Origin of the sequence: Mangrovitalea sediminis (genome assembly GCF_002514725.1) — a bacterium.
Lineage (GTDB): Bacteria > Pseudomonadota > Gammaproteobacteria > Pseudomonadales > Oleiphilaceae > Mangrovitalea > Mangrovitalea sediminis.
Genome location: NZ_NTLB01000007.1, coordinates 318,898 through 338,782, shown reverse-complemented (window position 1 = coordinate 338,782; position 19,885 = coordinate 318,898). Strand labels below are relative to the sequence as shown.

15 protein-coding genes are annotated in these 19,885 nt (G+C 61.8%); 8 read left to right on the top strand and 7 right to left on the bottom strand.

Features of this window, described 5'->3' with window-relative positions; translation table 11 throughout:
* Nucleotides 1–6 precede the first annotated feature (6 nt).
* Nucleotides 7–1,017 (bottom strand): substrate-binding domain-containing protein, encoded by a 1,011-nt coding sequence (locus CLR77_RS18580; protein WP_097462192.1) that lies wholly within the window; start codon nucleotides 1,015–1,017, stop codon nucleotides 7–9.
* Nucleotides 1,018–1,267: 250 nt separating this feature from the next.
* On the opposite strand from CLR77_RS18580, the gene ptsP reads away from it, so the two are divergent.
* The 6 genes from ptsP to CLR77_RS18550 all read left to right on the top strand — a co-directional run bounded on the left by ptsP (nucleotide 1,268) and on the right by CLR77_RS18550 (nucleotide 9,087).
* Nucleotides 1,268–4,162, top strand: a complete 2,895-nt coding sequence (gene ptsP, locus CLR77_RS18575; protein WP_097462191.1) for a phosphoenolpyruvate--protein phosphotransferase — start codon at nucleotides 1,268–1,270, stop codon at nucleotides 4,160–4,162.
* On the top strand, nucleotides 4,155–5,105 hold the full coding sequence (gene pfkB / locus CLR77_RS18570) for a 1-phosphofructokinase (protein ID WP_158227241.1): 951 nt from the start codon (nucleotides 4,155–4,157) through the stop codon (nucleotides 5,103–5,105). Before ptsP ends, pfkB begins: the two co-directional genes overlap by 8 nt.
* 9 nt (nucleotides 5,106–5,114) lie before the next feature.
* Nucleotides 5,115–6,869, top strand: coding sequence for a PTS fructose-like transporter subunit IIB (locus tag CLR77_RS18565; RefSeq protein WP_097462189.1), 1,755 nt, complete (start codon nucleotides 5,115–5,117; stop codon nucleotides 6,867–6,869).
* A gap of 100 nt (nucleotides 6,870–6,969) precedes the next feature.
* Entirely contained in the window at nucleotides 6,970–7,188 is a 219-nt protein-coding gene (locus CLR77_RS20060; RefSeq protein ID WP_143269445.1) for a hypothetical protein, read from the top strand.
* Between the two features lie 113 nt (nucleotides 7,189–7,301).
* Nucleotides 7,302–8,102 carry a class I SAM-dependent methyltransferase gene (locus CLR77_RS18555; protein WP_097462253.1) on the top strand — a complete coding sequence of 267 codons (801 nt, stop codon included), beginning with the start codon at nucleotides 7,302–7,304 and terminating at the stop codon, nucleotides 8,100–8,102.
* A 151-nt stretch (nucleotides 8,103–8,253) separates the two neighbouring features.
* The gene (locus CLR77_RS18550; protein WP_097462187.1) at nucleotides 8,254–9,087 is read left to right on the top strand and encodes a CLCA_X family protein; all 834 of its coding nucleotides are present in this window, start codon (nucleotides 8,254–8,256) and stop codon (nucleotides 9,085–9,087) included.
* Here the strand turns inward: CLR77_RS18550 and CLR77_RS18545 are convergent.
* Genes CLR77_RS18545 through CLR77_RS18525 form a run of 5 tightly spaced genes read right to left on the bottom strand, consistent with a single transcriptional unit; the run spans nucleotide 9,077 to nucleotide 15,127 of the window.
* On the bottom strand, nucleotides 9,077–9,298 hold the full coding sequence (locus tag CLR77_RS18545) for a formate dehydrogenase subunit delta (RefSeq protein ID WP_097462186.1): 222 nt from the start codon (nucleotides 9,296–9,298) through the stop codon (nucleotides 9,077–9,079). The two genes, CLR77_RS18550 and CLR77_RS18545, sit on opposite strands and share 11 nt — an antisense overlap.
* Before the next feature lie 2 nt (nucleotides 9,299–9,300).
* A complete protein-coding gene (gene fdhD, locus CLR77_RS18540) occupies nucleotides 9,301–10,167 on the bottom strand; it encodes a formate dehydrogenase accessory sulfurtransferase FdhD (RefSeq protein WP_097462185.1) in 867 nt (288 codons plus the stop codon).
* A complete protein-coding gene (gene fdhF, locus CLR77_RS18535) occupies nucleotides 10,142–13,030 on the bottom strand; it encodes a formate dehydrogenase subunit alpha (RefSeq protein WP_097462184.1) in 2,889 nt (962 codons plus the stop codon). Before fdhF ends, fdhD begins: the two co-directional genes overlap by 26 nt.
* 25 nt (nucleotides 13,031–13,055) lie before the next feature.
* Nucleotides 13,056–14,591, bottom strand: a complete 1,536-nt coding sequence (locus CLR77_RS18530) for a formate dehydrogenase beta subunit (RefSeq protein WP_097462183.1) — start codon at nucleotides 14,589–14,591, stop codon at nucleotides 13,056–13,058.
* The gene (locus tag CLR77_RS18525; protein WP_097462182.1) at nucleotides 14,588–15,127 is read right to left on the bottom strand and encodes a formate dehydrogenase subunit gamma; all 540 of its coding nucleotides are present in this window, start codon (nucleotides 15,125–15,127) and stop codon (nucleotides 14,588–14,590) included. The genes CLR77_RS18530 and CLR77_RS18525 overlap by 4 nt, the downstream gene beginning before the upstream one ends.
* Nucleotides 15,128–15,211: 84 nt before the next feature.
* Between CLR77_RS18525 and CLR77_RS18520 the strand changes: the two genes are divergently transcribed.
* On the top strand, nucleotides 15,212–16,291 hold the full coding sequence (locus CLR77_RS18520) for a substrate-binding domain-containing protein (RefSeq protein WP_097462252.1): 1,080 nt from the start codon (nucleotides 15,212–15,214) through the stop codon (nucleotides 16,289–16,291).
* Nucleotides 16,292–16,362: 71 nt separating this feature from the next.
* Here CLR77_RS18520 and CLR77_RS18515 read toward each other — a convergent pair whose 3' ends face one another.
* Nucleotides 16,363–18,018, bottom strand: coding sequence for an OFA family MFS transporter (locus CLR77_RS18515; RefSeq protein ID WP_097462181.1), 1,656 nt, complete (start codon nucleotides 18,016–18,018; stop codon nucleotides 16,363–16,365).
* 678 nt (nucleotides 18,019–18,696) lie between these two features.
* Between CLR77_RS18515 and CLR77_RS18510 the strand changes: the two genes are divergently transcribed.
* Complete coding sequence (locus CLR77_RS18510; RefSeq protein ID WP_097462180.1) at nucleotides 18,697–19,746, top strand: aldo/keto reductase; 1,050 nt, start codon at nucleotides 18,697–18,699, stop codon at nucleotides 19,744–19,746.
* Nucleotides 19,747–19,885: the final 139 nt, after the last annotated feature.

Below are 19,885 nucleotides of genomic sequence, written 5' to 3'. Positions count from 1 at the left end.
GCGACGTCACCCTGCCACGGAGGTCCTTGCCCTTAGCGTACGCGCGATGATGACCTGTCGGTCCGGGTAGTCGCCTTCCATCGCCTGCCGTGCCAGTCCCCAGGCGGCTTCCGCGATCGCATCGTATTGCTGGGGAAGGGAATTGACCGGCAGCCTAATGAAATCGAGCAGCCGGCCGTTGCCGAAGGTGGCGAGTTGAGGGTAGTTCTCCAAAGACGGCAGAGGGTTTTGCAGGTCGTTGCGTAATGCTTCGATGACGCCTTCTAGCAGGCTGAACGAGGTTGTGACAATGGCATCAGGCAGGCCCTCGGCGCTTTCGGCCAGCGCCCTTAACAGCGCGCTGCCGGTGTCGGCATCGAAGTGCGGGCCGTAATGGCATTCTGCGACGATATCCGGGTAGTCTGCGAGGGCTTCCCGAAATCCCTGTTCCCGGGCCTGACTGACTTGCAGCGACGGCAGCGCCCCCAGCAGAACGGCTCGCCCAACGCCGTCCAATCGAAGCGATCGCGTCAGCTCGAACGCGCCCTGGCGGTCGTCGCTGATGACATTGCAAAAGGGGCTCGGCAGTGGGCGGTCCAGGGCGATGACAGGCACACCCCGCTGCAGTATCTCCTTATAGAGGGAAACCTCCCCCTCCAGGCATGAGGACACAAGCAACGCATCGACTCCCCTCGCAACCAGTACCCGGGCGGCCTGCTGTTCGGTTTCCCTGTCATCGTCGGAACTGCTGATGATCAACTGATAGCCTGCGGCGCGTGCCAGCGCTTCCAGTCGTTTGGCGATGCGCAGGTAACTGCGGTTCTCGAAGTCCGGCACGATAAACCCGATAGACCGGCTGGAGCCGCGGCGGAGGGCGGCGGCGGAGTGGTTGGGCTGATAGCCGTTCCGCTCCACGATAGCCATGACCCGTGCCTGGGTATCGGCGCTGATCCGGTACTTTTCCGCCTTGCCGTTCAGCACGCTGCTGACGGTGGCTTTGGAAACACCGGCCAGTTTGGCGATTTCTGCTAGCGTCAACGGGCTCTCCCCCTGCAGCGGTCTTCAGGAGTACGCTGTAACTGACCGCATTCGCGAAATGATGGCTGTAACAATTTTCCCGAATTCTAGCTTGATTTTTTGGCTGAATCCATTCAGCCTTTTAGCATAATCGATTTAGCAGCCTGTGATTGCCTGTGTATAACTTTTAGGGACAAGGTGCTATCGATCCCTGAATATCGCAGCGGATGCCTCCAGCGCCTCGTCTGAGAGGGCATCGGGGAGTAAAACAATGCTAACACTCACTCCTGCTGACATTACCCTGACTGCGCGGGCGGCGGGTAAGGTCGAGGCGATCGATCAGATCGCCGAACGCATGGTGAAAGACGGCCTGGTGGACGCCGCCTACCGGGAAGGATTGCTGGCCCGCGAGCAGCAGACGTCAACCTACCTCGGCCATGGTATTGCCATTCCCCATGGCACCACGGAAACCCGGGACCTGGTCAAGCGTACCGGCCTGCGGGTGTTCCGCTTCCCGGAAGGCGTGGACTGGGGAGACGGCCAGCGCGTCTATACCGCAGTAGGGATTGCGGCCAAATCCGACGAACACCTCGATATCCTGCGTCGCCTGACCCATGTGATCGGCGACGATGTCCTGTCGCGACGTCTGCATGAGACGGACAGTGCCGAGGAAGTCGCCAGTATCCTCAGTGGCGAAAAACTGCGCGGTGGCTTCCTGGTCAGCGCGGAACTGGTGCGGCTGCAATCGGTGGCGGCCAGCTATAGCGAGCTGGTCGCCCTCGCTGGAGCCATGTTGTGGAACCATCAGGCGCTGCTCCAGCAGGAGTTGGTGGCCCTGAACGCCCGTCCCCCCATCCTGCTCGGTGATGGTGTCTGGTTATCGACCCTCGGCACCGCGGCGGATAATGGGGGCGTTGCCGTGGTGCAGCCCGTCCAGCCCATTTCGTTGTACGGCGACAGCCTCACCACCTTGATCGTCATCTCCACCCGCGACGACCAGCATGTGCCGCTACTCGAACATCTGACCGAACTCAAACTGGATGACCGCCTGTCTCGTCTCGCCGACTGTAAGCGGGCTGTTGATATGGTCCGTCACCTGGTCAGCCAGCGCTTGAAGGGGCGCCATGTCGTCTGTCCGTTGACCATGCAGCATGGTCTGCATGCCCGTCCGGCGGCGGCACTGGCACGTATCGCCAAGGATTTTAGGGCCGACATCTGGGTGGAAAATCTCGATAGCGACAGTCCGGCGGTTTCCGCGCGCAGTGTGACCAAGCTTATTGGCCTTGGTGCTGCGCTGGGACATCGCCTGCAGATCACCGCCGACGGAGAGGATGCCGATGCGGCCCTTACGACGATCCGACAGGCCATTGCCGGTGGACTGGGCGATCCGGTCGTGCGCGGCGCCCAGGCTAATGTGGAGGCGCCTGCCGCGATGATGTCGGTCGAGGCGCCGAAGCCGCTTAAGGCCGGCGACGAAATTGCGGGCCTTACCGGGGCGCCGGGCGTGGCGATTGGGCCGGCTTATTGTGTCGGTGAGCCTCACTTCGAATTTGAGCATCAGATGGGGCCTGCGGCGGAGGAGTTGCAGCGTTTGGATCTGGCCCTGGCAACGGTGGAGGATGAGCTGCGTGCCCGCCTGGAAAAAACCGTCAACACGGATCTGGCGCAGATCATTGCCATGCACCTGGAACTCCTGATCGATCCGGAGCTGAAGGAAGAAGCCATACGTCATGTCGAGTCTGGTGACAGCGCCGAGTGGGGTTGGCAAAAGTCTTTCGACGCGTTGGCCGAGGCCCAGGCGCAAAGCACCGAGCTTCTGTTGGCCGAGCGCGCCATCGATATCCGTGATGTCGGCAACCGGGTGCTGGGCGCCCTCACCGGGCAGGATGCGACGGCAAGCATTAAGGCGCCGCATATTCGCGTCTGCCGGGAAATTGCCCCTTCGGAAATCAGCGAGCTGGATCTGTCCTGTGTAAAAGGCGTGGTGACGGCGGCCGGTGGGGTTACCTCCCATGCGGCGATCCTGGCGCGCTCACTCGGTATTCCCTTGCTGGTGGGGTGTGGCGAGCGGGTGTTGACGCTTGAGCCGGGCACGCCGGTGATCGTTGACTGCGAGAACAAAACCCTCAAGGTGGCGCCGGATGCGGCGGCGCTCGACCGTGCCCGCCACGCCATGGCTCGCGAAAAGGCGCTGAACGATCAGGCCTATGCCAATCGTTTTGCGGCGGCGGTCACGACCGATGGTCATGCGGTCGAGGTCATGGCTAACCTGACGGCCAGTAAAAGCGTGGAAAAGGCCGTCGAATTTGGTTGTGAGGGGGTGGGGCTGTTTCGCTCGGAGTTCATCTATATGGACTACCCGCGTGAGCCCACGGTTGCAGAACAGCGCGCCGAGTACGCCAAGGTGCTGGATGGCCTCGGTCCGGAGCGCCCCCTGATCGTACGCACCCTGGACGTCGGTGGCGACAAGCCGCTGCCCTATATGCCCATGGCGCAGGAGGAGAACCCGTTCCTGGGTGTGCGCGGTATCCGCTTGTCCCTGCGTTATCCCCAGACCTTGAAGCGCCAACTGCAGGCACTGCTGCTGGCGGCGAACGAGCGGCCACTCCGGATCATGTTTCCGATGGTGGCGAATATCGATGAATGGCGTCAGTTGCGTGCGCTCTATAACGAGGTGGCGGCGGACTTTCCCGGTGCCCGCGTGGAACTGGGCATTATGATCGAGGTGCCGGCGGCGGCCCTGATGGCGGATGTGTTCGCCAAAGAGGTCGATTTCTTCTCCGTGGGCACCAATGACCTGACGCAATACACCCTGGCTATCGACCGCGGACACCCGGAGCTGTCGCGGGAAGCAGACCCGATCAGTCCTTCGGTGCTGAGATTGATCGACATGACGGTCCGCGCCGCCGAGCGTCACGGGATCTGGGTGGGCGTCTGTGGCGAGCTGGCGGCGGACACGCTGGGCGCCACCATCCTGACCGGCCTGGGGGTGCGCGAACTGAGCATGTCCGTGCGGGCCATTCCGCGGATCAAACTGCATCTGCGGCAGCTGGCGCTGAGCGATGCACGGGCGCTGGCAAGCCGGGCCCTGTCGGCAGAAAACAGCGCTGCGGTGCGGCGGCTCGACCTGCCGATGCTTGCTGGCGGGGAGGCTCCCCGTGACTGATCCCACTATCGTCACCGTCACCCTCAACCCCGCACTGGATATGACCGTTCGTCTCGACAGCCTGGTGCCCGGCGAAGTCAACCTGGCAAGGGACGGTCACCTGCGGCCTGCGGGGAAGGGCGTCAATGTTGCCATGGTGCTTCGGGATCTCGGCCTGCCGGTCAGCGTGACCGGCATCCTCGGGCGCGACAACAGCGCGGCATACCAGGCGCTGTTCAAACAGATGTCCATGGTGAACCACTTTCTGGAAGAGCCCGGTGCCACGCGGATCAACGTCAAACTGAGCGAGCAGGATGGTCGCGTCACCGATATCAACCTGCCGGGGTTGAGTGTGAGCGGCGCCACCTGGGAGCAACTGCGGGCGACCCTGGTGGCCCTCTGTGATCATGCCGATACCTTCGTACTTAGCGGCAGCCTGCCCAGAGGGCTTGCGACCGACAGCTATGCGCAACTGATCCGTTTGCTCAAGGAACGCGGGAAACGGGTGCTGGTGGATACCAGTGGCCCCGCGCTGGAAGCGGCCGTCGATGCCGGGCCGGACCTGATCAAGCCGAACCTTGATGAGTTGGTCCAGTGGGCAGGTCGTCCCCTGCCGGAGGCGATAGACCGAGATCAGGCCGTCGCCGAGATCATGGCGCGGGGCGTCCGTTGCGTCGTGCTCTCAGAGGGGCGCCGAGGTCTGTGCTGGTACGACGATCGGGGCGCCTGGCAGGTGTCGCCGCCCAGCGTCGAGGTGGTCAGCACGGTGGGTGCCGGCGACAGTCTGCTGGCGGGTATCGCCTATGGGCTGGCGCTGGGGCTGCCGCAGGATGAGCTCCTGCGGCTGGCAACCGCGGTGGCGGCGATGGCGGTTAATCAGATCGGCGTCGGGATCACCGACTGGCGACAGCTCGAACAATTCAAACAACAAGTGTCTCTGACACCGAAAGCGTTTTCCCGCTGAGGAGGACCGATGAAATTGCTGATAGTGACTCAATGCCCGAGCGGCCTGACAACCAGCTTTATGGCTGCCACCGCGCTCAAGCGGGCGGCCGCGAAAATGAACTGGGAGGCGACCGCAGAAATTCATTCCAGCGTGCAGCCGGTACAGACCCTGACGGCCGGACAGATCGCCGCCGCGGACCTGGTTGCCGTGGCTGCCGACGGCGTGGTGGACCTGGCCCGTTTTGTGGGGAAACGCCTTTTCCGTGGCAGTGTCACCGACGTGCTGGAAAGGCCTGCCGACTGGCTCAGGCGAGCGGAGCGCGATGCTGAGGTCGTCGAGCGCGAGAGCGTGGGCGCCTCGGCTCCGGTACCTGCGGAAGTGCCGGCGGTTGCCGCAGATAAGGTGTTGAACCTGGTGGCTGTCACCGCCTGCCCCACCGGCGTTGCCCATACCTTTATGGCGGCTGAAGCGTTGCAGGAGGCTGCCACCCGGCTCGGTCACCGGATCAAGGTGGAAACACGCGGCTCTGTCGGCGCCAAGAACGCGTTGACCGAAGCCGATATCGCGGCGGCTGACTGTGTGATCCTGGCTGCTGATATCGAGGTGGATTCGGCACCTTTTGCCGGTAAACCGCTGTATCGCACCCATACCGGTACTGCATTGAAAAGTCCGGAAGCGGTGATCAATGCGGCTATTGCCGAGGCTGCGCCGGAAGGGACGGCCCAAACTGCGGGGGCTGGCGAAAACAGTTTCAGAAAAGAAAAGACGGGCCCCTATAAGCATCTGATGACCGGGGTATCGTATATGCTGCCGGTTGTCGTTGCCGGGGGCCTGATCATTGCCCTGTCGTTCGTATTCGGCATCAATGCCTTCAAGGAGCAGGGCACCCTTGCCGCCCACCTGATGACGATTGGCGGCAAGACGGCTTTTGCCTTGATGATTCCGGTGCTGTCCGGCTTTATTGCCTATTCCATTGCGGATCGTCCGGGACTTGCGCCCGGCCTGGTCGGCGGCATGTTGGCCAGCAGTATGGGCGCCGGCTTCCTCGGCGGCATCGTTGCCGGTTTTATTGCGGGCTATAGTGCCAAGTTTGTGGTCGACCGCCTGCCGTTGCCGGACAGCATCCAGTCCCTGAAACCGATTCTGATCGTGCCGCTGCTTGCGACCCTCTTTACCGGGCTGGTGATGATCTATGTGATCGGTGGGCCGGTGTCTGTCGTCATGACCTCGCTGACCAGTTTCCTGAAGGGGATGAGCTCGGCCAACGCGGTTGTCCTGGGCTCGCTGCTTGGGGCGATGATGTGCTTCGACCTGGGTGGTCCGGTGAACAAGGCCGCTTATACGTTCGGTGTCGGGCTGCTGGCCAGCCAGACCTATGAGCCGATGGCAGCGATCATGGCTGCCGGCATGGTACCGCCGTTGGGGATGGCATTGGCGACGCACCTCGGGCGCAGCAAGTTCAGCACCAGTGAGCATGAGGCTGGTAAGGCCGCCTTTGTCCTGGGGTTGTGCTTTATCACGGAAGGGGCGATTCCCTTCGCTGCGAAGGACCCGCTACGGGTCATCCCCAGTAGCATGGCCGGTGGCGCGGTCACCGGCGCACTGACGATGTTGTTTCACAACCAGCTTATGGCGCCGCATGGGGGCATTTTCGTGCTGTTTATTCCCCATGCCATCAGCCATGTGCTGCTCTATGTGGCGGCGATTGCGGTCGGTGCGGTGATCACCGGTGTCAGCTACAGCGTCGTCAAGCAGCGGGATGCCGTGTTGGCGGCGGCCTGAATGTCATGATCTGTCGAAGGATCATTGCGATCCCAGCGGCAACGCGGCCTGTCCGCTGCACATGACCAAGCATGCGTTTACGGTGGTCAGGACCGGCCGGGTGAAAACGCGGAGCGGCCCCACCGGGGCCTTGGAGAGCATGGCTGGTAAGCTGCTCGGTAAAGCCGTGAAGTCCCATTTCGAACCCAAGGCCGACAAGCCGGTGTTCCACTATCTGTTCCAGGTGCAAAGCGTCAAGGTGGAGCCGGTGCACGACAGTGTGTTCGAGGTGCCCAAGGGCTTCGTGGAGAGGCCGCTGCCGAAGATGGGAGATAGTTAACGGCAATGCCCACCCAAGAGGCGATGCGTATGTTGGGCCTGTCTTGTGGTGGGCGGCTTTCGACAGGAAAGACACGGCTTAGACCCTTCCGTGTCATGCGTACAGGTAACGTTATGTCCGATACAAACTATCTTCTGGAAAATAGAAAAGTAGAAGCCGCTCAACGTTTCTCGGCCCTCTCTGCCTTGTTCAATCCGGGCACGCTCCGGCAGTTCGATGCTTGTGGTCTGGCGACGGGTTGGCACTGCTGGGAGGTGGGCGCGGGAGGGGCGGAGCTGGTCCGCATCATGGCGGAACGCGTCGGCGAGGGCGGGCGCATACTGGCAACAGATATCGATGATTCCTGGGCAATAGAGGCCGCTTCCCCGCATGTGGTGGTGCAAAAACATGATGTTGCCCTGGATCCTCCGCCCGGTGAGTTGTTTGATTTGGTCCATGCGCGTCTGGTCCTGGTGCATGTTCCCGAGCGTGAACGTGCGTTCCGGAACATGATTTCCGCCCTGAAGCCGGGTGGCTGGTTGTTGATCGAGGATGCCGATCCGGCGCTGCAGCCCTTGAGTTGCATCGATGCCTATGGTCCGGAGCAGGAGCGGGCAAACAGGATTCGGCAGGGATTCAGGGCCTTATTGGCCAGCCGGGGAGCCGACATTGCCTTTGGACGAAGACTGCCGCGAATGTTCCGCGAAGCGGGGATGACAGACTTGTCGGCTGAAGCCTATTTCCCGGTTGCCATGCCGGAATGTATTTCGTTGGAGATCGCGACGATAAACATGATCCGAAAGGATCTGTTGGACAGCGGTATCGCCACGTCCGATGACATCGAGGGGCATCTTGAAAGTGTGCGAAGCGGCACTCTGGATCTATCCCAGCCGCCCATGATTTCTGTACGCGGGCGCAAACCGCAGGCCGGATGACGTCTCGGGTGTCAGCCGGCATATTCCTCGTGCTCTACGGCGGGGGGCAGTGAGAGTGAATTTTCGCGCGCGAACCAGCTGCAATGCTATTGCATAAAGCTGTATAAAAATACAGTATACATTGTGCTGTTTCTTGCGGACCCTATTGACCATGACTATCGGGGAAGACAGGCAGTTGAAAGGCTCCGGCGGGACACTCCTCGCCCGCGAATTCTACCGGCGCGGGCCAGCGCTGCGGGATGGTTCCGTGGTCTCTTTCCTCGACATCCGCCGGCGCTTCGATTTCCGCTCCATCGAAATCGGTCGCTGGGTGACAGAACCGGAGAAACAGCGTGCGGCCGGACTGTTTCACGATGCGTTGTGCGACCTCATGCAGATCCTGCAGGGGCCGGAAAGCCTGATCTCGTTACGCGGGACGCTGGGGCTGCAATACGGCATCGGCGGTCGGCCGGGCGTGGCGGCGCACTATGTGCCGGCGTCGCGGACCTTTGCGCTGGCGAAGAACGCCGGTCCGGGGAGCATCGCTCACGAGTGGTTCCATGCCTTCGACCATTACATCTGTGGCAAGGCCTTCCAGTCCGTACGTCCAGGCCTGTTTGCCTCTCGCGCCTGGCTGGACGAGATGCCCCCGGTGGCGCATCCCTTGAATACACGGCTGCAGGCCTGCTTCAAGGCGGTTCTGTTGGATGAAGCCGGGCAGGCACCGAGTGTGCTGTTCCGGCAGTCGGTGAAGCAGGACGAGCTATTGGGGCGCTGTTATTACAGCCAACCGGAAGAAATGTGCGCGAGGGCGTTCGAAGCCTTCGTGCAGGATGCCAGTATCAAGAACGCTTTTCTCGTCAAGGGGACCCAGGCGTCGGGAGACGCCCGGTTGGGCCTGTATCCGCAGGGCGAGCAACGCGCCCAAATTAATGCGGCCTTCGCGGCTTACTTCTTTGGGCTGGGGAGGGCGTTGCTGCGCTCCGGGGAGGGCGCTACGCCTTAAGTCGCTCGACGGCGAGCTTTGAAATGGGGCTCAGTTCTGCTCCGCCGTGCTCCGCATAATCGATGATCTGCGCTTTCATGCTGCGGGCCCAGAATTTTTTCAGGTGCGTTGCAACGATCTCCGCGGTCGCTGTTTCATCGCCGTGGTGGAGATTATTGGCGCTGATCTGATTGATCATCTTGATCAGGTTCTGCAACTGCTGGTCACTCACGATCAGATCTCCTTGACGGTTGGGTGGGATGAAGGGACTGGGCTGCCGCAATAGATGACGTGCCGGCCTGGCCGGGCGAAACCGACGAGGGTCATTTCCGCTTTGCGGGCTTCCCGGATGGCGAGTGCGGTTGGCGCCGATACGGCCACCAGGCAGGCAATACCCACGGCGGCGCTTTTCTGTACCATTTCAAAACTGGCCCGGCTCGAAATCACCGCAAATCCCCTTGAGAAATCGCCCCCCTGGTGCAGCCAGTGGCCAACCAGTTTGTCGAGGGCGTTGTGACGACCCACATCCTCTCGTGTGGCCAGGATATTGCCGTCGCGGTCACACCAGGCGGCGGCGTGGGTGGCGCCGGTTTCGGCTTGTAGCGGTTGGTGCGCCTTGAGTCCCCGAACAGCGTGCTGGATGGCGTCGTCAGTAACCGCAGGGCAGGGCCCGACGACGGGAATCGGGCGTATCGCCTGGGCCAGGGACTCGGTGCCGCAGAGGCCGCAACCGGTACGTCCCGCCATATTGCGTCGCTGCGCCTTGAGGCGTGCCATCGGCTCACCGGCGATACGCATGTCGATCGTCACGCCGTCCGCACCCTCTTCAATCTCCATATCGAACAGCTCGGCGGGGGAGGCGAGAATCCCCTCGGTCAGGCTGAAGCCCAGCGCAAAATCGGCCAGGTCGGCGGGCGTTGCCATCATCACGGCATGGGATATGCCGTTGTAGACCATGGCTACCGGCGTTTCCTCGGCCACCATATCGGCACCGCTACCTGACGGGTCCGGGCCGCGGACATCGACCCGGACCTGAACCAGCGGCGTTGCTTCCTTCGAGGTCATCGGCAACAGGTCATTTGAGGGCTGACGCTGACTCATCCTGCGACTGCTCCAGATAGGCCTGTTGGCGTTTGTCGAAGGTCTGGAAGTTGCGCTGCCATTCGGACGGCTGCGAGACCTTTTCCACCTGTACCGCGGTGACCTTGTACTCGGGACAGTTGGTCGCCCAGTCCGAGTTGTCGGTGGTTACCACATTGGCGCCGCTGCTCGGGTGGTGGAAGGTGGTGAAGACCACGCCCGGCAGCATGCGATCGCTGATCTTCGCCCGTAGCACCGTATGTCCGGCCCGGCTGGAAATGCCCAGCCAGTCGCCTTCCTGCACACCCCGTACTTCGGCGTCACTGGGATGGATCTCCAGGATGTCCTCTTCGTGCCAGAGGCTGTTGTCTGTGCGACGTGTCTGGGCGCCGACATTGTATTGGGTCAGCACCCTGCCGGTGGTCAGCAGCAGCGGGAAGCGCCGGTTGGTACGTTCGTTGGTGGCGACGTACTCGGTGATGGCGAAGTGCCCGCGGCCGATGGGGAAATCCAGCGTGTGCATGGTCGGGGTGCCGTCCGGGAACTGGTCGTTACAGGGCCATTGGATGCTGCCCAGTCGTTCCAGTTTCTCGTAGCTGACGCCAGTGAAGGTCGGCGTGAGCAGGGCGATTTCGTCCATGATTTCAGATGGGTGGGTGTAGTTCATGGGATAGCCCAGCGCATTGGACAGGGCGACGGTGACTTCCCAGTCCTCCTTGCCGGCCAGCGGCGGCACCACCTTGCGCACGCGGTTGATGCGGCGCTCGGCGTTGGTGAAGGTGCCGTTCTTCTCCAGGAAGGTCGAGCCGGGCAGCAGCACATGGGCATACTTGGCGGTTTCGTTGAGGAAGATGTCCTGCACGATCAGGCAGTCCAGCGATCGCAGCGCCGCTTCCACGTGTTGGATGTTGGGGTCCGACTGGGCAATATCCTCGCCCTGCACATAGAGCGCCTTGAAGCTGCCGGCGATGGCGGCATCGAACATGTTGGGGATGCGCAGGCCCGGTTCGTTGTCGAGCTTGACGCCCCAGACCTGCTCGAAGTGCCCGCGCACCGTATCATCCGCCACGTGTTGATAACCCGGCAGCTCGTGGGGGAAAGACCCCATGTCACAGGAGCCCTGGACGTTGTTCTGCCCACGCAGCGGGTTGACGCCGACACCTTCGCGGCCGATGTTGCCGGTGGCCATGGCCAGGTTGGCGATACCCATGACCATGGTGGAGCCCTGGCTGTGCTCGGTCACGCCCAGGCCGTAGTAGATGGCGCCGTTGCCGGCGGTGGCGTAGGCCCGGGCGGCCTTGCGAACCTGCTCGGCGGGAACGCCGGTGACGGCTTCCATGGCCTCCGGTGAATTGCGCTGTTCGGCGATAAAGGCGCGCCAGGCGTTGTAGGCCGCCGGCTCGCAGCGGGCCTCGATAAAGGCCTTGTCTTCCAGCCCTTCCGTCACCACCACATGGGCGAGCGAATTGACCAGCGCGACGTTGGTGCCCGGGGTCAGTGCCAGGTGCATCGTCCGGTCGGCATGGGGCGTCTTCAACAGGTCGATGCGGCGCGGGTCGGCGACGATCAGGGTGGCGCCCTGACGCAGCCGTCGCCGTATCTGCGAACCGAAAACCGGGTGGGCATCGGTCGGGTTGGCGCCGATGACGAGCACGGTGTCGGCTTTCATGACCGAGTCGAAGGTCTGGGTGCCGGCGGATTCGCCGAGGGTGGTCTTGAGACCATACCCGGTCGGCGAATGGCAGACGCGGGCACAGGTGTCGGTGTTGTTGTTACCGAAGGCGGCGCGGATCAGTTTCTGTACCAGGAAGGTCTCTTCGTTGGTGCAGCGTGACGAGGTGATGCCGCCAATGCTTTCGCGACCGTATTTCGCCTGGGTCTCCTTCAGGCGCCTGGCCGCGAAGCCAATGGCCTCATCCCAGGACACCACGCGCCACGGCTGATCGATACTGTCACGGATCATGGGTTCCTTGATGCGGTCCTGGTGTGTCGTATAGCCAAAGGCAAAGCGGCCTTTGATACAGGAATGACCGTGGTTGGCGTCCCCGCCCTTGTAGGGCACCATGCGAACGAGCTGGTCGCCCTTCATCTCCGCCTTGAACGAGCAGCCAACGCCGCAGTAGGCGCAGGTGGTGATAACGCTGTGTTCCGGCTGGCCGGCCTCGATGACGCTCTTTTCCATCAGTGTCGAGGTCGGGCAGGCCTGCACGCAGGCGCCGCAGGAGACGCACTCGGAATCCATGAAGGACTGATTCTGACCCGGTGACACCTTGGAATCGAAGCCGCGGCCGTCGATGGTCAGTGCGAAGGTGCCCTGGACCTCGGCGCAGGCCCGGACGCAGCGAGAGCAGACAATGCACTTGCTGGGGTCGAAACTGAAATAGGGGTTGGAGTCATCGGTTTCGGCATCCAGGTGGTTTTCGCCCGAGAAACCGTACCGCACCTCCCGCAAACCTACGGCACCGGCCATGTCCTGCAGTTCGCAGTTGCCATTGGCGGGACAGGTCAGACAGTCCAACGGGTGATCGGAGATATACAGCTCCATGATGTTGCGGCGCAGTTTGGCCAGTTTGCCGTTTTGCGTGGTCACCTGCATGCCTTCCGCCACCGGTGTGGTGCAGGACGCCGGATAACCGCGTCGTCCCTCGATCTGCACCGCACAGAGGCGGCAGGAGCCAAAGGCTTCCAGGTTGTCGGAGGCACACAGCTTGGGAATGGTGATGCCCGCAAGTGCGGCAGCGCGCATGACGGAGGTCCCCTCCGGCACACTGATTGCCGTGCCGTCGATCGATACGGAGACGAGGGTTTCGGACGGGCTCGCCGGTGTGCCCAGATCCCTGTTCGGATCGAAGCTGCTTTTACCGGGGTCGAAATAGTGCAACATAGCGAATCTCCACGCTGTCGGGCGATCAGCCCTTCAGGCTCTCTGGGAAATGCCGGATGACGCTCTGGACGGGGAAGGGCGTCATACCACCCATCGCGCACAGAGAGCCGTCGACCATCGTTTCGCACAGCTCGGACAGCAGTTCGAGGTTGGCCTCGCTGTTCTCGCCGGCGCGAATCCGGTCAATCACTTCCACACCCCGCACGGCACCGATGCGGCAGGGGGTGCACTTGCCGCAGGATTCCGCGGCACAGAATTCCATGGCGAAGCGGGCCTGCTCGCCCATGTCGACGGTATCGTCGAACATCACCACGCCACCGTGGCCGACCACACCGCCGAAGGCGGCGAAGGCTTCATAATCGATGGGCGTGTCCCATTGGGATTCCGGCAGATAGGCTCCCAGGGGACCGCCCACCTGTACGGCTTTCAGCGGGCGGCCACTGAAGGTGCCGCCGCCGAAGTCCTCCATCAATTCCCGCAGACTGATACCGAAGGCCAGTTCCACCAGGCCGCCGCGCCTGACGTTACCGGCCAGTTGCAGGGGCAGGGTGCCACGGGATCGACCCATGCCGTAGTCGGCATAGGCGGCACCGCCTTTGTCGAGGATGAAGGGGACGGCGGCGAGGGATATCACGTTGTTGACCACCGTCGGCCGTCCGAACAGTCCCTTGATGGCGGGCAGCGGCGGCTTCGCGCGGACCATGCCGCGTTTGCCCTCAAGGCTTTCCAGCAGCGCCGTTTCCTCGCCACAGATGTAGGCGCCGGCGGCAAGCCTGACTTCCAGGTCGAAGTGGCGCCCGCTGCCAGTGATGTTGTCACCGAGGTAGCCCGCGTCATAAGCACGCTCGATGGCGGTCTTGAAGATTCGGAAGGCGACCGGGTATTCCGAGCGCAGGTAGACGTATCCCTGGCTGGCGCCGACGGCGAGTCCGGCAATGGTCATGCCTTCGATCAGCATGTAGGGGTCGCACTCCATGACCAGACGGTCGGCAAAGGTGCCCGAGTCGCCTTCATCGGCGTTGCAGACGATGTACTTCTGGCCCTCGGGTTCGTCGAGCACGGTCTGCCATTTGATCGCGGTCGGGAAGGCGGCGCCGCCTCGGCCGCGCAGGCCGGAGGCTTTTACTTCGTCGAGGATGGCCTGGGGCGATATCGACAGGGCTTTCTTCAGCCCTGCAAAGCCACCGTGCGCCCGATAGTCGTCCAGCGACAGGGGATCGGTGATGCCGATACGGGAAAACGTCAGGCGCTGCTGTTTTTTCAGGTAGGGAATCTCGTCAGTGAGCCCCTGTGACAGCGGGTGGCTTTGCTCCCCCTCGAACAAGCCCGCGTCGGCCAGGTCTGTGACGTCGGCGGCTTCGACGGGGCCATAGGCGACCCGTCCAGTGGACGTTTCAACCTCCACCAGGGGCTCCAGCCAGAAGAGGCCGCGGGAGCCGTTACGCACGATCTGTACATCAATGTTCCGTGCGGCAGCTTCCTGGGTGAGGCGGGCCGCCACGTCGTCGGCACCCATGGAAAGGGCGGTGGTGTCGCAGGGTACGTAGATGCGGGTCGTCATGACGGCAGCTCCAGGGGCGCAGTGGTCAGTCGCTCGACCAGACGATCGAACTTATCCGCGGTGACACGGCCATGGATGTCATCGTCCACCCGGATGGATGGGCCGCAGGCGCAGTTGCCCAGGCAGTAGACCGGTTCCAGGGTGATCTCGTTATCGCGGCTGGTCTGGTGATAATCGATCGCCAGACGCTCCTTTACGTGGGCTTCCAAGTGACGAGCGCCCAAGGCCTGGCAGGCTTCTGCCCGGCAGATCTGCACCACATGGCTGCCCGTGGGATGGGTGCGGAAGTGGTGGTAGAAACTGATCACGCCGTGGACGTCGGCCCGGGTTTGCCGCAGCGTTTCCGCAATGATGGGGATGGCGGCGTCCGGGATGTAGCCGAAGCGGTCCTGAATGGCGTGCAGGATAGGTAGTAAGGCGCCGGGTTTGTCCTTGAGGGCGTCCACCTCCTGCTGGATAAGCGCGGGGGTCCACGGCTCCGCACTGGACCTGCTGACTACGCCATTGGCGTGGGTCGTTTTGTCTGACATATGCATCACCGTTCTTAATTATTGTTTGGCTTCGATTCGATATTTATTGGAAACTAGCACTCTCCCAGCCACCAATAAATATGTTTGATCATGCATAAGAAGCTTAGCATTTCCCCCGCCTGGGTCTTCCGGACCGAGGAGGGTGAACTCTTCGAGCCGGTCATGTTCCGGCTTCTCAAAGGCATTCAGGATTCCGGTAAGTTGACGGTTGCTGCCGAGGCGGCGGGCATCTCTTACCGTCATTCGTGGAACCTGATCAACCGCGGCGCCGAATTCTTTGGTATGCCCCTGGTGTCGATGCACAAGGGGCAAGGTACGCGGCTGTCGCCGCTCGGCGAGAAGCTGCTCTGGTCGGAGCAGCGGGTCAAGGCGCGTCTTGGGCCGCAGATCGACAGCATGGCGTCCGAGCTCAATATTCAGCTGCAACAGTTGCTGGCGGGCGCGCACCCGGTGTTGCGGCTGCACGCCAGTCACGGATATGCGGTGGCCTTGCTGCCGGAGTTTTCCGGGCGGCTCGAACTGAATCTGCAATACTGCAGTCCTGATGATGCGTTGAGTGCGCTCGGTCGCGGCGACTGCGATATTGCCAGTTTCCACTTTCCGGTCCTGCCGCACCTGGCGGTGAAAGTGATGGATCACTATCAGCGCCTGCTGCAGGGGTTGGACCTCAAGGTCATTCGCTTCGTCACCCGAGAGCAGGGGTTGATGGTTCGTCATGACAGCGAAACCCGCCTGACCGGTCTCAAGGACCTGGTCGACCCTGATATCCGCTTCATCAATCGCGATCGCCATGCCGGTACCCGTTTCCTGTTCAACCTGCTGCTGCAGGAACAGGGGATTTTCGAACAACAGATCAATGGTGCGGACCGTGAGGAGTTTACCCATACGGCGGTGGCCGCCTACGTGGCCGCCGGTATGGCCGACACCGGTTTTGGCGTTGAAGCGGCGGCGCGGCAGTTCAATCTCGACTTTATCCCTCTCGCCACCGAACACTACCTGCTGATCTGTCGCGAAGATCTCCTGGGCCAAAGCAACATGCATCAGTTGCTGGAGCTGATGCGTTCGTCCGATTTTATCGACGAAATCAATAAGCTCCCGGGCTATGCGCCCGATCACTGCGGCGATATCTGTACCTTCGCCGAACTGCTTGCCGGTGACCGGCAAGGCTGAAAGCTGGCCCGGTTAGGGGTTTCGACCGCTAACCGGGCCTATCGTTCATCCTTTTCTCAGGGCTGCGTCCGTCAGAACAGGGCTGCGGCCTTGGCCAGTGCGATATAGAGACCGATCAGGAACGGGATGCCGACGGCGAGCCAGGCAATGACGCCGGTGGCGCCAAAAGCGCCGCGGGCTGCCGTGGTGACATTCCCAACTGCGCTGTCGTCGTGTTGCAGCGCGCGTTCATTTGCCAGTTCCTCGTCGGTCATGTGATGCTCTTCCTCGACCGGCTTGACCAGGCTGTTGCAGATCAAGCCAACCAGCAGCAGGCCGGCCATGATGTACAGCGTTCGGTCATAGACCAGTTGGTGCGGTACCCCTGCTTTCAGCTGGGCCTGACGGATGGCGGCGATAATCAGTGGGCCGATGATGCCGGCGGCCGACCAGGCGGTCAGCAGTCGCCCGTGGATGGCGCCGACCATCTGGGTGCCGAAAATATCTGCGAGATAGGCCGGTACCGTCGAGAAGCCGCCTCCGTACATACTGAGGATGATGCAGATGGAAATCACGAACATCGCCGGCATGCCCAGGTGGCCCCAGGTCGGCAGCAGGCAATAGACGACGATGCCGAGGATGAAGAAGGTGTAGTAGGTGTTCTTGCGTCCGATCTTGTCCGAGATCGATGCCCAGAACAGGCGGCCGATACTGTTGAACAGGCTGATCAGGCCCACCAGGCCGGCAGCGGCGGCCACGACGGCGGCTTTCTGGGCGGTGGTCAGTCCGGCAGACGTGTCCTTGAGGCCGACGAGTGCGCCGCCGAAAACGTCCTGCAGCATGGGGCTGGCCATCGAGATGACCGCAATGCCTGCTGTGACGTTCAGGAAGAGTACACTCCAGATCAGCCAGAACTGTTTGGTTTTCCAGGCTTTTTCCAGGTGCACGTGACGGCGGGTGATCATGCCGCTGGCATGTTCGTCCTCCGGTGGGGTCCAGCCTTCGGGGTGCCAGCCGTTGGGCGGCACACGGAAGCCGATGGCGCCGGCCGCCATGACGACCACGTAGATGGCACCGATGACAATGAGTGCCATGGCCACATTCGGGGCATCCGGCGTGCCGAAATGACGCATCAGCAGAACAGCCAGGGGCGCGCCGATCATGGCGCCGCCGCCGTACCCCATGATGGCGAAACCGGTCGCCATGCCGCGGCGGTCGGGGAACCATTTGATCAGCGTTGAAACCGGCGTGATGTAGCCCAGGCCCTGACCGACGCCGCCGAGGATGCCGCAGCCGAGGTAGACGAGCCAGAGCTGGTGCATCATGACGCCGACGCCGCCCACCATGAGGCCGCCGCCCCAGCACCAGGCTGCGATGAACCCGGCCTTGCGGGGGCCGGCATGTTCGAGCCAGCCTCCCCAGAGGGCGGCGGAAATGCCGAGTACGGCGATAAAGGTTTCGAAGATGTGTGTGACCTGAGGCACCGTCCAGTTACAGGTGGTGGTTGTCAGCGCCTGAAAGAAGCCGATGTTGTTGCACATCCCCGGGTCGGTGCCGTGGATCATCGTTGTCATCGGCAGCCAGAAAACGGAAAACCCGTAGGCCATGCCGATGCAGAGGTGGATGGCCAAGGCGGCGGTCGGCACCAGCCATCGGTTGAAGTTCGGGCCGGCTATGGTGCTTTCCCTGGCAAAGAACCCGGCAGAGCGTCCTGCTCCCATCATCGGTTTTTCAGTTACCCCGTCCATACACATACCTCTGTTGTTATAAGTGCCGTCGTGATCGGTACCGTTGTTAAAGGTGCCGTTTCGGCGCCTGTTATCGGCGTTTTGTGAATCGGATGATACGAGCGAAAGCGAAGTGCTGGATGTCAGGAATGGCATCTAGCGGTTTAGTCGAACCCGGGTGGCCATGTCGCCTGGTCGGGGCCGCGGTGGGTTCTATGGAATCGCTGTGGTGCGTTGACGTGAGGTGGGTTCGGCTGCCGATACGCTCTGGGCGATGCGACACTGCGCTGCCGTGGTGTCAGCGCCAAACCGTGCGGGTGTGCGGTAAGCGACGATCTGTTGTCGGGCGTGGTGTTTCGGTTCATAGCTGGCTCTTTTTTGTTGTTGTATATGAATTCAGCTTCATAAGTAGAAAGTCGATTGGTGACTTTCTGACCAGAATCCATTCAAGATAAAAGCCTTATCGGCGGCAACTAGCGAAAAGTATTATGAATAAAAGGCCATATTTAAAGATAAGGTCCAATGTGGGACCGTGGTGGCGTGTCGTCCGCCTTCGGTCGTCATCCCCTGCGGAACTTCCGTCGTCCTTCGCTGTTCAATGGTAGAGCGGAACTGTCCTGATACGTTCTCTGTCCGGCATAGCGCAGCGACGACTCGCGGGGCCATTCAACGGAACGCTTGATACAAGGAGTCCAGACCATGCGATACAGGAAATTCGGTAATACAGGCTTATTTGTTTCCGAACTCTGTCTCGGCACCATGACCTTCGGTGGAGCAGGTGAGGTATGGCGTCACATCGGCGATCTGCAGCAGAACGATGCCGATCGTTTGATAGGCCACGCCCTTGAGGCGGGGATCAATTTTATCGATACGGCGGACGTCTATTCCGAAGGGGCGTCTGAAATCATGACCGGGCAGGCCCTGAAGAATCTCAAGGTCGCGCGGGAAGATGTCGTTATCGCCACCAAGGTTTACGGTGTGACCGGCACCGGCGGCACCAACTCGCGAGGGGCATCCCGTTATCACATCATGGATGGTGTGGCCGCCAGCCTGAAGCGTTTGCAGCTCGATCACATCGACCTTTACCAGATCCACGGTTTCGATCCGGCGACGCCCATTGAGGAAACTGTTCGGGCGCTGGATAACCTGGTGCAGCGGGGCTATGTCCGCTATGTCGGCGTTTCGAACTGGGCGGCGTGGCAGATCATGAAGGCGCTGGGCCTGGCCGATAAGCACGGCCTGGCTCGTTTCGAATCGCTGCAGGCCTATTACACGGTGGCCGGTCGCGATCTCGAACGGGAGCTGATTCCGCTGCTGCAAAGCGAGAACCTGGGCCTGATGGTCTGGAGCCCGCTGGCGGGCGGCCTGCTGAGCGGCAAGTACGGACGGAATGTCACACCTGAGGAGGGCGCCCGCCGTACCACCTTCGACTTCCCTCCGGTGAATCTCGAGCGCGCCTATGACTGTATCGACGTGATGCGCGCGATCGCGGAGAAACACGGGGTATCCGTCGCCCAGATCGCACTCGCCTGGCTGCTGCACCAGCCGGCGGTGACCAGTGTCATTGTGGGGGCCAAGCGCCTGGAACAGTTGCAGGACAATATTGCCGCGACCGCGGTGTCACTGGGCGACGATGACCTGGAAGCCCTGGACAAGGTCAGTGCCCTGCCTGACGAATATCCGGGCTGGATGCTGGAGCGCCAGGGTGGACCGCGGCGCGAGCAACTGACATCATCGCGTCGACGTTAAGAACGTCATGACGTTGAGGCTGATGTGCGCGTGCATCGATGGCGTCATACAAGCCTCTTCTTCCAGTGGATGGAGCTGCATTCGGTGCCGTTGTGGTCGACAGGCCATGACGGCTGCTTTCCGTTGAGACAGATACTCC

What these genes read in the sequence shown, in the direction of transcription:
- CLR77_RS18515 (WP_097462181.1), bottom strand. Translation starts at nt 18,018, where the DNA reads ATGGACGGGGTAACTGAAAAACCGATGATGGGAGCAGGACGCTCTGCC.
- CLR77_RS18530 (WP_097462183.1), bottom strand. Translation starts at nt 14,591, where the DNA reads ATGACGACCCGCATCTACGTACCCTGCGACACCACCGCCCTTTCCATG.
- CLR77_RS18565 (WP_097462189.1), top strand. Translation starts at nt 5,115, where the DNA reads ATGAAATTGCTGATAGTGACTCAATGCCCGAGCGGCCTGACAACCAGC.
- fdhF (WP_097462184.1), bottom strand. Translation starts at nt 13,030, where the DNA reads ATGTTGCACTATTTCGACCCCGGTAAAAGCAGCTTCGATCCGAACAGG.
- CLR77_RS18510 (WP_097462180.1), top strand. Translation starts at nt 18,697, where the DNA reads ATGCGATACAGGAAATTCGGTAATACAGGCTTATTTGTTTCCGAACTC.
- CLR77_RS18550 (WP_097462187.1), top strand. Translation starts at nt 8,254, where the DNA reads ATGACTATCGGGGAAGACAGGCAGTTGAAAGGCTCCGGCGGGACACTC.
- CLR77_RS18525 (WP_097462182.1), bottom strand. Translation starts at nt 15,127, where the DNA reads ATGCATATGTCAGACAAAACGACCCACGCCAATGGCGTAGTCAGCAGG.
- CLR77_RS18520 (WP_097462252.1), top strand. Translation starts at nt 15,212, where the DNA reads ATGCATAAGAAGCTTAGCATTTCCCCCGCCTGGGTCTTCCGGACCGAG.
- ptsP (WP_097462191.1), top strand. Translation starts at nt 1,268, where the DNA reads ATGCTAACACTCACTCCTGCTGACATTACCCTGACTGCGCGGGCGGCG.
- CLR77_RS18555 (WP_097462253.1), top strand. Translation starts at nt 7,302, where the DNA reads ATGTCCGATACAAACTATCTTCTGGAAAATAGAAAAGTAGAAGCCGCT.
- fdhD (WP_097462185.1), bottom strand. Translation starts at nt 10,167, where the DNA reads ATGAGTCAGCGTCAGCCCTCAAATGACCTGTTGCCGATGACCTCGAAG.